Genomic DNA, 13,939 nt, shown 5'->3' with positions numbered 1-13,939 from the left:
GTGACCAAACGTCTAGCCGAAGTGGCGAAGAAGGCCGGCGTCAGCGAGGCGACCGTCAGCCGGGTGCTCAACGGCCGCAGCGGGGTGTCCGAGGCGACCCGGGCGTCCGTGCTGACGGCCCTCGACGTGCTGGGCTACGAGCGGCCCACCAAGCTGCGCGGCGAGCGCGGCCGGCTGGTCGGCCTGGTGCTGCCGGAGCTGCAGAACCCGATCTTCCCGGCGCTGGCCGAGGTGGTGACCGCGTCGCTGGCGCAGCGCGGCTTCACCCCGGCGCTGTGCGCCCGCACGATCGGCGGCGTGCCCGAGCGCGACTACATCGAGATGCTGCTGGACCATCAGGTGTCCGGTGTGGTCTTCGCCGGCGGGTCGTACGCGCTGGCCCACGCCGAGCACGGGCACTACCGGCAGCTGCTGGACCGGCGGATGCCGGTGGTGATGGTCAACGGCGGCGTCGACGGGCTGGGCTTCCCGCACATCTCCACGGACGACGCGGTGGCGGTGGAGCAGGCCTTCGGGCACCTGCGCTCGCTGGGCCACGAGCGGATCGGCATGGTGATGGGCCCGGAGGACCACGTGCCGTCGCGGCGCAAGCTGGCCGCGGTCAAGGAGGTCGCGGGCTGGACCGGTCCGCCGGCGGACTGGCCGGTCGAGCGGACCAACTTCTCCATGGAGAGCGCCCGGCTGGCCGCCACCCGGCTGATCCAGCGCGGGGTCACGGCGCTGATCTGCGCCAGCGACGTGCTGGCGCTGGGCTCGATCCGGGCGGCCCGCCGGCTCGGCCTGGACGTGCCGCGCGACGTGTCCGTGGTGGGCTACGACGACAGCGTGCTGATGACCTGCACCGACCCGCCGCTGACCACCGTGCGGCAGCCCATCGAGCTGATGGGCCAGGCCGCGGTCGACGTGCTGGTGAACCAGATCGAGGGCGCCGCGGCCACCACCGACGAGCTGCTCTTCGAGCCGGAGCTCGTGGTGCGCGGGTCCACCGGTCCGGTGCCCATCGCGGGCGGCTGACCAGCACATTCATCCTCATCATCAGGGCGGGCCGGAAGGCCCGCCCTTCTTTGTGTGCCCTGGCCCACAACCGTCGCGTTTTTTCTACTGTCGGTTCACTTCTTGCGGGACACCGTTTGACTTTGTATCGTCACAGCCACGAAACATCGCACCGATGAGTGAACCCCCTTAAGGCGCGCACCCACCCCAGGAAGGGGTCTATTTCCCATGTTCAGAACCAGGCTGCGCAGTGCCCTCGGGCTGCTGCTCGTCGCCGGGGTCGCGATGTCGGCCGCCGCGTGCGGCGACGACGACACCCCCGCGGCGACCAAGGACGGCAAGGTCACACTGGTGGTCAACGGCCTGCCCCCGGCGACCGAGAAGGCCACCCACGAGCGCTTCCTCGCCAACGTGGCCGAGTTCGAAAAGGCCAACCCGAACATCAAGATCGACGCCCGCGAGGGCAAGATGGACCCGCAGACGTTCCCCGCCAAGCTCGCCGGTGGCCAGCTCGAGGACGTCTTCTACGTCTACTTCACCGACCCGGCCAGCCTGATCGCCAAGCGCCAGGTGTCGGACATCAGCAAGTACCTCAAGGACTACCCGATCACCTCGGAGATCAAGCCCGAGGTGCTGCGGGTCTTCCAGGACGACAAGGGCGCCACGTACGGGCTGCCGTACAAGAACTACTCGATGGGGCTGCTGTACAACCGGGACCTGTTCACCAAGGCCGGGCTGGACCCGAACAGCCCGCCGAAGACCTGGGCCGAGGTGCGTACCTCCGCCAAGAAGATCGCCGACCTGGGCGACGGCACCGTCGGCTACGGCGACTACAGCAAGAACAACACCGGCGGCTGGCACTTCACCACCGAGCTCTACTCGCTCGGCGGCGAGATGGCCGTCAACAACGCCGGCACCTGGAAGGCCGCGTTCAACAGTCCGCAGGGCAAGCAGGTCCTGCAGCAGCTGAAGGACATGCGCTGGACCGACAGCTCGATGGGCCAGAAGCAGCTGCTGGAGTGGGCCGACCTGCTGCAGCAGATGGGCTCGGGCAAGCTCGGCATGTACCTGGCGACCGCGGACAACATCCCGACGATCGTCAACCAGTACAAGGGCAAGTACGAGACCTACGGGCTGGGCTCGATCCCGGACGGCAAGGGCACGCTGGGCGGCGGCGAGGGCTACATGTTCAAGGCCGGCCTGAGCCCCGAGAAGATCAACGCCGGGCTCAAGTGGCTGACCTTCTGGTTCACCTCGGCCGACCGTTTCGAGGCCGAGAACAAGTGGGCCAGCGAGACCAAGCAGCCGGTCGGCCTGCCCGAGCCGGCGATCTTCACCGGCGCGGCGGCGGCGACCCAGGCCGCGGCCGACAAGAAGTACGCGAACGTGCCGCAGGAGAACTACGCCGCGTTCGTGGCCGGCATGCCGACCATCCCGGTCAAGCTCGAGCCGCCGAACGCGCAGCAGATCTACGCCGCGCTGGACGTGGCCATGCAGAAGGTCCTCACGGACAAGAACGCCGACGTCAACAAGCTGCTCGCCGACGCGGAGACCCAGGCCAACTCCATCCTGGCAAGCGTCAAGTAGTCGACCGGGCCGCCGGCGGGCCATCCGCCGGCGGCCTTCCTAGCAAGGAGAGACGATGGCGGTTCTGACGGCGGCCCAGCTGCGGGAATCCCGCACGGCCCGCCTGCGCCGGAAGATCCAGGACAACCTGCTGGCGTACGCGTTCATGGCGGCGGGGCTGCTGTGCTTCGCCTTCTTCTCCTGGTATCCGCTGGTCAAGGGCGTGATCCTGAGTTTTCAGCAGGACAACTTCGTCAGCCCGCCGTACTGGGTGGGGCTGGAGAACTACCGCACGCTCTTCGCCGACCCGCTGTTCCTCACGGCCTGGAAGAACACGCTGTTCTTCACCGGGCTCGCGCTGGTCTTCGGCTTTGTGCTCCCGTTCTTCATCGCCGTGCTGCTCAACGAGTTCCGCCACTTCAGCGGCTTCTTCCGGGTGCTGGTCTACCTGCCGGTGATGCTGCCGCCGATCGTGGCGGTGCTGCTCTGGAAGTACTTCTACGACCCGGGCAACGGCCTGTTCAACACCCTGCTGCGCGGCGTGGGACTGCCGGAGTCGCAATGGACGCAGTCCTCCAGCACCGCCATGATCTCGCTGGTCCTCGTCTCGACCTGGGCGAACCTCGGCGGCGCCACGTTGATGTACCTCGCGGCGCTGCAGGGCATCCCGGGCGAGCTGTACGAGGCCGCCGAGCTCGACGGGGCGAGCATCTGGCAGCGGCTGCGGCACGTGACGTTCCCGCAGATGCGGTTCATCATGCTGGTCCTGCTGCTGCTCCAGATCATCGCGACGATGCAGGTGTTCATCGAGCCGTACCAGCTGACCGGGACCTCCAATCCGGACACGATCACGGTGATGATCCTGGTCTACCGCTACGCGTTCACGGTCAACCAGGACTTCGGCCTGGCCGCCGCGATGAGCGTGCTGCTGTTCGTGGTGCTCGGCGCCTTCTCGGCGCTCTACCTGCGGCTCACCCGGACCGCGGACTGAGGAGACGACGATGACCCTGACCGCACCGCCCCGGACCCCGCTCGGCGGCGTCACCCCGGCGCCCCTCGAGCCCCGCAAGCAGCGCCGTCGCGGCGGCGCCGGCCCGGCCACCCGCACGCTGGTCTCCGCCGTCGACCTCCGGCGGCACCGCCGCCTGTACTTCCTCGTGCTCGGGCTGGCCCTGACCGTCTTCGCGCTGGTCTTCCTCTTCCCGATGTACTGGATGGTGATCAGCGCCCTGAAGGCCCCGGCGGAGTACGCCCGCAGCACGCCGACGTTCGTCCCGGAGTCGTTCCACCCGGACACCTACGCGACCGCCTGGACAAACATGCGGATCGCCAAGTACTTCACCAACACGGTCTTCTACGCGCTCGGCGGCTGGCTGATCTCGCTGCTGTTCGACATCGGCGTCGCGTACGCGCTCAGCAAGCTCAAGCCGGTCTTCGGCAAGGTCATCCTCGGGGCGATCCTGGCCAGCCTGATGCTGCCGGCCTCGGCCCTGCTGGTGCCGGCCTACAAGACGGTCATCGACCTGCCGCTGCTGCACATCAACCTGCTCAACACCCCGTGGGCGCTGTGGCTGCCGGCCGTGGCCAACGCGTTCAACATCTACGTGCTCAAGCGCTTCATCGACCAGATCCCCGACGACCTGCTGGACGCCGCCTCGATCGACGGCGCCGGCAAGCTGCGGCAGCTCTGGTCGATCATCCTGCCGTTGTCCCGGCCGGTGCTCGGGGTGGTGTCCATCTTCATCATCGTCGCGATGTGGAAGGACTTCCTCTGGCCGCTGCTGGTGCTGCAGGACCCCGAATCGCAGACCCTCAGCGTCGCGCTCAGCCGCCTCTCCAACACCAGCCAGGTGCCACCGACGGAGTTCATGGCCGGGCTGGCCATCGCGAGCGTACCCATGATCGTCGTTTTCCTGATCTTCCAGCGCAGCATCATCGGCGGACTCTCCGCGGGCTCGATGAAGGGCTGATCCCACCCGGTTCCCCAGGCGGTCACCGTCGATCGCAGCGTGGCTACCCAAGCCTGGACTGACAGTCGGCGGAGCCCGTGCGCCCTTCCTTGTCTGTCGAGAAACCCAGAAAGCAGGTCAACGTGGCTATTTCCGACCAGGATCCCTGGTGGCGGGACGCCGTCATCTACCAGGTGTACCCGCGCAGCTTCGCCGACAGCGACGGCGACGGCATCGGTGACATCAACGGGATCCGCGCCCGCCTGGGCCACCTGTCGGACCTCGGCGTCGACGCGATCTGGATGAGCCCGTGGTACCCGTCGCCGATGGCGGACGCCGGCTACGACGTGGCGGACTTCCGCGACATCGACCCCGCGTTCGGCACCCTGGCCGGCGCCGAGGCGCTGATCACCGAGGCGCACGCGGCCGGCCTCCGGATGATCATCGACATCGTCCCGAACCACGTCTCCAGCGAGCACGTGTGGTTCTCCAAGGCGCTGGCCGACCCGGCCGCCCCCGAGCGCGAGCTGTTCTGGTTCCGTCCGGGGCGGGGGCCGGACGGCGACGAGATGCCCACCGACTGGGTCGGCGAGTTCGGCGGCACCACGTGGACCCGCACCACCGACCCGGACGGCACCCCCGGCGACTGGTACCTGCACCTGTTCACCCCGGAGCAGCCGGACCTGAACTGGGACCACCCGGCGGTGCGCGCGGAGTTCGAGGACATCCTGCGGTTCTGGTTCGACCGCGGCGTCGACGGCATCCGGATCGACTCGGCCGCGCTGCTGTTCAAGGACCGCGACCTGCCGGCCGTGGTCGATGGGCAGCCGCACCCGTTCCACGACCTCGACGAGGTGCACGACGTCTACCGCGCCTGGCGCCGGGTCGCGGACGGCTACCCGAACCGCGCGCTGATCGGCGAGGTGTGGATGCCGGAGGTCGACCGGTTCGCCAACTACCTGCGCCCCGACGAGCTGCACGCCGCGTTCAACTTCGATTTCCTCGGGTGCGCCTGGGACCCGCGGCTGATGCGCGAGTGCGTCGACCGCACCCTGCACGCGCACGCGGCGATCGGCGCGCCGGCCACCTGGGTGCTGTCCAATCACGACGTCACCCGGCACGTCACCCGGTACGGCCGCACCGAGACCACCTTCAGCTTCGAGAACAACCTGGACGGCGTACCGGTCGATCTGGAGCTCGGCACCCGCCGGGCCCGCGCCGCCGCGCTGCTCTCCCTCTCGCTGCCCGGCGCCACCTACGTCTACCAGGGCGAGGAGCTCGGCCTCTGGGAGAACGAGAACATCCCGGTCGAGCAGCTCCAGGACCCGATGTACGGCCGCCGCGGGCACAGCCGCGACGGGTGCCGGGTCCCGCTGCCGTGGAGCGGCGACGAACCGCCGTTCGGCTTCACCACCGGCGAACCGTGGCTGCCCCAGCCCGCCGAGTGGAAGGACCGCACGGTCCAGGCGCAGACCGGCGACCCGAGCTCGATGCTGGAGCTCTATCGCGGGGCGATCAAACTGCGCCGCGCCGAGCCGGGTCTGCACACCGCCGACATGGCCTGGCTGAGCACCGTCCCCGGGGTGCTCGCCTACACCCGGGGCCCCGGTTTCGCCTGTGTGCTCAACATGTCCGATGTCGCGGTCGCGCTGCCGGACCACGACCAGTGCCTGCTCATCAGCAGTCCGCTCGACGGTGACCTGCTCCCCCCGGACACCGCCGTGTGGCTCCGCCTGGCCACCTGACGAAAGGGATCCCCATGGCCAACCGCACCGTCTATCTGTCCCTCGCGACACTCACCGCGGCCTCCGTCGCCGCCGTCATCACCTGGTCGGCCACCCCGGCCGCCGCGGCCGGGCTCTCCCCCTTCGACGTGCCCGGCCGGGGCGCGATCGTGCCGTTCGTCGAGACCGAGGCGGAGAACGCCGCCACCAACGGCACAAGGACCGGCACCAGCCGTTACTACGGTCAGTTGTCGTCCGAGGCGTCCGGCCGCGAGGCGGTCACCCTGGACGCCGTCGGCGAGTACGTCGAGTTCACCCTGACCAAGCCGGCGAACGCGGTCACCTTCCGCTACAGCCTGCCGGACGGCAACAACGGCGCCGGCCGGGACGCCTCGATCGACGTGCGGGTGAACAACGCCGTCGTGAAGACCGTGCCGGTGACCTCGAAGTACAGCTGGTACTACGGCGGTTACCCGTTCAACAACAACCCGGGCGACAGCAACCCGCACCACTTCTACGACGAGGCCCGGACCATGTTCGGGACCACGTACGCCGCCGGCACCAAGGTGCGGTTGCAGGTCAGCTCGACCGCGCAGTCGCCCACCTTCACCATCGACCTGGCCGACTTCGAGAACGTGCCGGGCCCGGTCGGCAAGCCGGCCGGCGCGGTCGACGCGGTGGCCCAGTACGGCGCGGACCCGACCGGAGCCACCGACTCGACGGCGAAGATCCAGGCAGCGGTGAACGCCGGTGGCACCGTTTATCTGCCGCCCGGCACCTACACGCTCTACGGCCACGTCATCGTGGACCGGGTCACGCTCGTCGGCGCCGGTCCCTGGTACACGGTGCTCGGCGGCCGGCACCCCACCCAGCGCAACCTGGCCGCCGGCATCTACGGCAAGTACACCAACCAGGGCGGTCCCAGCCAGAACGTCACGGTCAAGGACCTGGCGATCATCGGTGACATCCGCGAGCGGGTCGACGACGACCAGGTCAACGCGTTCGGCGGGGCCATGTCCAACTCGACGATCGACAACGTGTGGATGCAGCACACCAAGGTCGGCGCCTGGATGGACGGCCCGATGGACCGCTTCACCATCAAGAACAGCCGGATCCTGGACCAGACCGCGGACGGCGTGAACTTCCACATCGGCGTCACCAACTCCACGGTGACCAACACCTTCGTCCGCAACACCGGCGACGACGGGCTGGCGATGTGGGCGGAGAGCGTCCCGAACGTCGCGAACTCCTTCACCCACAACACGGTGGTCGCGCCGATCCTGGCGAACAACCTGGTCAGCTACGGCGGCCGGGACATCGTGATGACCGACAACGTGGTCTCCGACACGGTCACCAACGGCGGCGGCATCCACGTGGCCAACCGCTACCCGGGGGTCAACGGCGCGACCGGCGTGCAGGGCACCTGGACGCTGGCCCGCAACACCCTGATCCGGGCCGGCAACTCCGACTACAACTGGCAGTTCGGCGTCGGGGCGATCTGGTTCTCGGCGCTCAACGAGGCGTTCCAGAACCCGACCGTCAACATCACCGACACCGACATCCTGGACAGCTCGTACGCGGCGCTGATGTGGATCGAGGGCCAGACCAACGGCATCCACCTGAGCAACGTCAACATCCAGGGCGCGGGCACGTACGCGCTCCAGGTGCAGGCGGCCAGCCAGGTCAGCTTCGACAACGTCCGGGCGAGTGGGGTCGCGCAGGCCAAGCCGATCCACAACTGCGTCGGCCCGGCGTTCCAGATCACCCGCACCGGCACCAACACCGGCTGGTACACCGACACCCCGGACTGCGGCCCGTGGCCCGCCCCGCAATGGGGCAACACGACCACCCCGCCGACGACGCCCCCGACCACGCCACCGACCACGCCACCCACCACGCCACCCACCACGCCACCCACCACGCCACCCCCCACACCCCCGGCCACCGGCAACCTCGCCCAGGGCAAGGCCGTCACCACCTCCAGTTCCTCGGGGCCCTACACCGGCGCCAACGCGGTCGACGGCAACGCGGCCACGTACTGGGAGAGCGCCAACGGTTCCTTCCCCCAGACGTACACGGTTGATCTGGGTTCCTCGCAGGCCGTAGGCCGGCTGGTCCTCAAGCTGCCGCCCGGCTGGGAGACGCGCTCCCAGACCATCGCGGTCTCCGCCTCCACGGACGGGTCGTCCTACTCGTCGCTGGTCGGCGCGACCGGCTACACCTTCAACCCGGCCGTCACCATCAACCTCCCCGAAGGCGCGCGGCGCTACCTGCGCCTGACCTTCTCCGCGAACACCGGCTGGGCCGCCGGGCAGCTCTCGGAGCTGGAGGCGTACGCCGATGGCGGGAGCACCCCGCCGCCCGCCGGCAACCTCGCGGCGGGCCGCCCGGTCACCGCGACCAGCCAGGCGGACGTCTACACCCCGGCCAACACCGTCGACGGCAACGCCAACACCTACTGGGAGAGCAGCAGCAACGCCTTCCCGCAGTCGCTGACCGTGGACCTGGGCCAGGCCCGGTCGGTCTCCCGGGTCGTGCTCAAGCTGCCGCCCGCGGCCGCCTGGGCCAGCCGCACCCAGACGCTGTCCGTGCTGGGCTCCGCCGACGGCTCGTCCTACAGCACCGTCAAGGCATCCGCCGGCTACCCGTTCAACCCGTCCTCCGGCAACACCGCGACCGTCTCGTTCCCCGCGAGCTCGCAGCGCTACCTGCGGCTGACGTTCACCGGCAACACCGGCTGGCCCGCGGGCCAGATCTCCGAGCTCGAGGCCTACACCTCCTGACAAAGCCCGATCCCCCACCGAAGAAGGGCGCGCTCCCACCATGAGAAGAGTCAGCAGACAGCTCCTCGCCGCAGCCATAGCCACCGCACTGATCCAGGTTGTCCTCCCCGCCGCCCCGGCGGCCGCCGCCGGCCCCAACCTCGCCGCCGGCAAGACGTTCACCGCCAGCAGCGTCGCCGACGTGTACGGCCCCGGAAACGCCGGCGACGGCAACGCCAGCTCCTACTGGGAGAGCCAGAACAACGCGTTCCCGCAGTGGTTGCAGGTCGACCTGGGCGCGTCCGTCAGCGTCAACCAGACCGTCCTCAAGCTGCCGCCGGCCGCCGCCTGGGCCACCCGCACCCAGACGCTGACCGTGCAGGGCAGCACCACCGGCTCGGCCTTCGCCGACCTCAAGGCGAGCGCGGGATACACGTTCAACCCGGCCTCGGGCAACACCGTGACCATCGACTTCGGCGCGGCCACCACCCGCTACCTGCGGCTGAGCTTCACCGGCAACACCGGCTGGCCGGCCGGCCAGCTCTCCGAGCTCGAGGTGTACGGCCCCACCACCGGCGACACCCAGGCACCCTCGGCGCCGTCCGGGCTGGCGTACTCCCAGCCGGCCAGCGGCCAGATCCGGCTGAACTGGAACGCGGCGACCGACAACGTCGGCGTCACCGGCTACGAGGTCTACGCCAACGGCACCCTGCGCACCACGGTCGCCGGCAACGTGCTGACCTATCTGGACAACCAGCCGGACAGCGCCACGATCGCGTACTACGTGCGGGCCCGCGACGCCGCCGGCAACACCTCTGGCAACAGCAACACGGTCACCCGCGCCGGGCAGAGCGGTGACAACAGCGCGCCGAGCACGCCGGGCACGCTGTCGTACACCCAGCCGGCGGCCGGGCAGATCCGGCTGGCCTGGGGCGCGTCGACCGACAACGTCGGCGTGACCGGCTACAACGTCTACGCCAACGGCACACTCAAGACGACGGTCACGGGGCTGACCTACACGGACAGCCAGCCCGCGAGCGCGACGGTGTCGTACTACGTCAAGGCCCGGGACGCGGCCGGCAACGAGTCGGCGGCGAGCAACACGGTGACCCGGACCGGCAGCGTGACCGACGGGACCAACCTGGCGCTGGGCAAGCCGATCGAGGCCTCCTCGACGGTGTTCACGTTCGTGGCCGCCAACGCCAACGACAACGACACAGCCACCTACTGGGAGGGCAGCGCCTACCCGGCCAACCTGACCGTGAAGCTGGGCGCCAACGCCACCACCCAGTCCGTGGTGGTCAAGCTCAACCCCGACACCGCGTGGGGCACGCGTCAGCAGACCTTCTCGGTGCAGGGACGCGAGCAGAGCGCCACCGGGTTCACCACGCTCGTCGGCTCGGCGACGTACACGTTCAACCCGGCCACCGGCAACACGGTGACCGTGCCGGTGAGCGCGACCGCCGCGGACATCCGGCTCAGCTTCACCGCCAACACCGGCGCGCCCAGCGGGCAGGTCGCGGAGTTCCAGGTCATCGGCAACCCGGCGCCCAACCCGGACCTGACGGTCACGGCGCTGTCGTTCTCGCCGGCGGCGCCGGTCGAGACCGACGCGGTGACCCTGTCGGCCACCGTGCGCAACGCCGGCAATGCCGGCAGCCCGGCCAGCAACGTCAACTTCTACCTGGGTACGACCAAGGTCGGCACGGCCGACGTCGGCGCCCTCGCCGCCGGGGCGTCCGCCACGGTCACCGCGAACATCGGCGCGCGCAACGCCGGCACCTACGTGCTCAGCGCCAAGGTCGACGAGGCCAACACCGTCGTCGAGCAGAACGACGCGAACAACTCGTACACCAGCCCCACCAACCTGGTGGTCGCCCCGGTCAGCAGCTCGGACCTGGTCGCCTCCGTGGTGAGCTGGTCGCCGGGCAACCCGTCCGCGGGCCAGACGGTCACCTTCTCGGTCACCATCAGGAACGAGGGCACCCAGGCCTCGGCCGCCGGCTCGCACGGCGTCACGGTCACCGTGCTCTCCGACTCGGGCGCCACGATCAGGACGCTGACCGGCTCGTACTCGGGCACCCTGGCGCCCGGCGCGTCCTCGCCGGCGATCGACCTGGGCACCTGGGTCGCGGTCAACGGCAAGTACACCGTCCGCACGGTGCTGGCGAACGACGGCAACGAGCTGCCGGTCAAGCAGGCCAACAACACCAGCGAGAAGCCGTTCTTCGTCGGTCGGGGCGCGAACATGCCGTACGACATGTACGAGGCCGAGGACGGCCAGACCGGCGGCGGCGCCGCGGTCGTGGGCCCGAACCGTACCGTCGGTGACCTCGCCGGTGAGGCGTCCGGCCGCAAGGCCGTCACGTTGAACACGACCGGCGCCTACGTCCAGTGGACCACCCGGGCCAGCACCAACACGCTGGTCGCCCGGTTCTCCATTCCGGACACCACCACCAGCTCGATCAACGTCTACGTCAACGGCACCCTGCACAAGACGCTGCCGCTGAACTCCAAGTACGCGTGGCTCTACGGCAACGAGACGGCGCCGCAGAACTCGGGCTCGGACCCGCGGCACATCTACGACGAGGCGAACATCCTGCTCAACGGCACGGTCGCCGCGGGCAGCGTGATCAAGCTGCAGAAGGACTCGGGCAACGGCGGAAACATCGCGATCGACTTCATCAACACCGAGCAGGTCGCGCCGGTCGCCAACCCGAACCCGGCCACGTACGTGGTGCCGGCGGGCTTCGACCAGCAGTCCGTGCAGGCGGCGTTCGACGCGGCCCGGCAGGACAGCGGCAAGGTCGGCGTCTACCTGCCCGCGGGTGACTACTCGACCGCCAACAAGTTCCAGGTGTACGGCAAGGCGATTCAGGTCGTCGGCGCCGGCCCCTGGTACACCCGCTTCTACACCCCGCAGAACCAGTCGGAGACGGACGCCGGCTTCCGGGCCGACGCCACCGCCAACGGCAGCACGTTCCGGAACTTCGCCTTCTTCGGCAACTACACCACCCGGATCGACGGCCCCGGCAAGGTGTTCGACCTGGCCAACGTCTCGAACATCACGATCGACAACATCTGGGCCGAGCACACGGTCTGCCTCTACTGGGGCGCGAACACCGACCGCATGACGATCAAGAACTCCCGGATCCGCAACCTGTTCGCCGACGGCGTCAACATGACCAACGGCAGCACCGACAACCTGGTCGACAACAACGACGCCCGGGCCACCGGTGACGACAGCTTCGCGCTGTTCTCCGCGATCGACGCGGGCGGCTCCGACGAGATCAACAACGTCTTCTCCAACCTGTCCTCGACGCTGACCTGGCGGGCCGCCGGCCTGGCGGTCTACGGCGGCTACGCCAACACGTTCAAGAACATCTACATCGCGGACACCCTGGTCTACTCGGGCATCACGATCAGCTCGCTGGACTTCGGCTACCCGATGAACGGCTTCGGCGCCAGCCCGCCGACGGTGTTCGACAACATCTCGATCGTCCGGGCGGGCGGCCACTTCTGGGGCGCCCAGGTGTTCCCGGCGATCTGGGTCTTCTCCGCGTCGAAGGTCTTCCAGGGCATCCGGGTCAGCAACGTCGACATCGTCGACCCGACCTACTCGGGCATCATGTTCCAGACCAACTACGTGGGCGGCCAGCCGCAGTTCCCGATCAAGGACACCGTGTTCACCAACGTCTCGATCACCGGGGCGCGGAAGAGCGGTGACGCGTACGACGCCAAGTCGGGCTACGGCATCTGGGCCAACCCGATGCCGGAGGCGAACCAGGGGCCGGCGGTCGGCTCGGCGACGTTCACCAACCTGCGGCTGAGCAACAACTTCAAGGACATCGAGAACACGACCAACACGTTCACCATCATCCGCAACTGACCACCGGCACCATCATCCGCAACTGACCACCGGCACCATCATCCGCAACTGACCACCGGACAGCAGGGGCCCGCACCGACTCCGCGGTGCGGGCCCTCGCTCGTCCGGTCTACGGCGTGCGGAGCCGGCCCAGCCCGGCCAGGCGGACGAAGATGCGGCGGCAGGCCACCGCATGACCGCGCCTGTCGAGCTGGTAGCCGTCCAGCCAGACCACCACATCCCCGGCACTGACCAACTGGCCGACAGCATCGGCGTCTTTGGCCCTTTCCGTATCACGCGAATATGCTCGTAACTGGCGTATTTCGGTCACCATAGCGAAAGCGCGTGAACGACTCGTTACATACCGCCATACCCGACCGCTCTCTCAGCGGCCTCCCGACCCAGCCAGCCGAAGGCCTAGGCCGGTCGACGAAGTGCCGCGGCCCGGCACCACGGGACGCAGCGGCTTGCGCGGCGCCCGCGCGGTTGGTGACGGTCTGTTTGTACCTATTGTCGGCGGTAGACCTTGGCAAGAAGTGGCCCCTCTGGAGCCTTCTGCGTGACCGGTGGCGCGTCGGTGTCAACTCGCCCTTTCGAGGGAAGGCTGGCTGGCTCAACCCGGACCCGCACGCGGATCGCTGGACGGCGCAGTGTTGGGTGGGTGGTTGTCGCCCGGCCGTGCTGAAGCCGGGCGGTGCGGGTCCGGGGCCGCGGCAGTGGGTGGCGGCAGGCGGGTGGCGGTGGATCGGCGGCCGGTCGTGCGGGGAAGCGTCGTTCCGGTCGGGGTGCGTTGCGGTGCGGGCCGGGCTGCGGGTGCTACCGGCTGCGGGTGCTGTCGGCCGCGGAGCGTGCTCCCGGCACGAGGCGTGTTCCCGGCACGGAGCGTGGTCCCAGCACGGAGCGTGGTCCCAGCACGGGACGTGGTCCCGGCACGAGGCGTGTTCCCGGCACGGAGCGTGGTCCCAGCACGGAGCGTGGTCCCAGCACGGGACGTGGTCCCGGCACGAGGCGTGTTCCCGGCACGGGACGTGTTCCCGGCACGGAGCGTGGTCCCGGCACGGAGCGTGGTCCCGGCAC

The 13,939-nt window shown here is 69.2% G+C and carries 8 protein-coding genes; 7 read left to right on the top strand and 1 reads right to left on the bottom strand.

The genetic code is table 11. The features are described 5' to 3' along the window. The 7 genes from ACIBQZ_RS37950 (at position 1) to ACIBQZ_RS37920 (ending at position 12,883) form a co-directional block, all read left to right on the top strand. On the top strand, positions 1-1,014 hold the full coding sequence (locus ACIBQZ_RS37950) for a LacI family DNA-binding transcriptional regulator (protein WP_396093752.1): 1,014 nt from the start codon (positions 1-3) through the stop codon (positions 1,012-1,014). A 207-nt stretch (positions 1,015-1,221) separates the two neighbouring features. Beyond that, complete coding sequence (locus ACIBQZ_RS37945; RefSeq protein WP_396093751.1) at positions 1,222-2,580, top strand: ABC transporter substrate-binding protein; 1,359 nt, start codon at positions 1,222-1,224, stop codon at positions 2,578-2,580. Positions 2,581-2,635: 55 nt separating this feature from the next. Continuing rightward, a complete protein-coding gene (locus tag ACIBQZ_RS37940; protein WP_396093750.1) occupies positions 2,636-3,550 on the top strand; it encodes a carbohydrate ABC transporter permease in 915 nt (304 codons plus the stop codon). 10 nt (positions 3,551-3,560) lie between these two features. After that, entirely contained in the window at positions 3,561-4,529 is a 969-nt protein-coding gene (locus tag ACIBQZ_RS37935) for a carbohydrate ABC transporter permease (protein WP_396093749.1), read from the top strand. 128 nt (positions 4,530-4,657) lie between these two features. Continuing rightward, positions 4,658-6,253 carry a glycoside hydrolase family 13 protein gene (locus ACIBQZ_RS37930; protein WP_396093808.1) on the top strand — a complete coding sequence of 532 codons (1,596 nt, stop codon included), beginning with the start codon at positions 4,658-4,660 and terminating at the stop codon, positions 6,251-6,253. 14 nt (positions 6,254-6,267) lie between these two features. Further along, positions 6,268-9,015: a discoidin domain-containing protein gene (locus tag ACIBQZ_RS37925; RefSeq protein WP_396093748.1), complete on the top strand. Its 2,748-nt coding sequence runs from the start codon at positions 6,268-6,270 to the stop codon at positions 9,013-9,015. Between the two features lie 40 nt (positions 9,016-9,055). Further along, positions 9,056-12,883, top strand: coding sequence for a discoidin domain-containing protein (locus ACIBQZ_RS37920; protein ID WP_396093747.1), 3,828 nt, complete (start codon positions 9,056-9,058; stop codon positions 12,881-12,883). 109 nt (positions 12,884-12,992) lie between these two features. Here the strand turns inward: ACIBQZ_RS37920 and ACIBQZ_RS37915 are convergent, their stop codons facing one another. Next, positions 12,993-13,196 (bottom strand): hypothetical protein, encoded by a 204-nt coding sequence (locus ACIBQZ_RS37915; protein ID WP_396093746.1) that lies wholly within the window; start codon positions 13,194-13,196, stop codon positions 12,993-12,995. Positions 13,197-13,939: the final 743 nt, after the last annotated feature.

The sequence above is a fragment of the Actinoplanes sp. NPDC049599 genome (assembly GCF_044465625.1).
Taxonomy (GTDB): Bacteria; Actinomycetota; Actinomycetes; order Mycobacteriales; family Micromonosporaceae; genus Actinoplanes.
The sequence above is the reverse complement of the archived record's forward strand: the minus strand, read 5'-3'. Positions and strand labels throughout refer to the sequence as shown.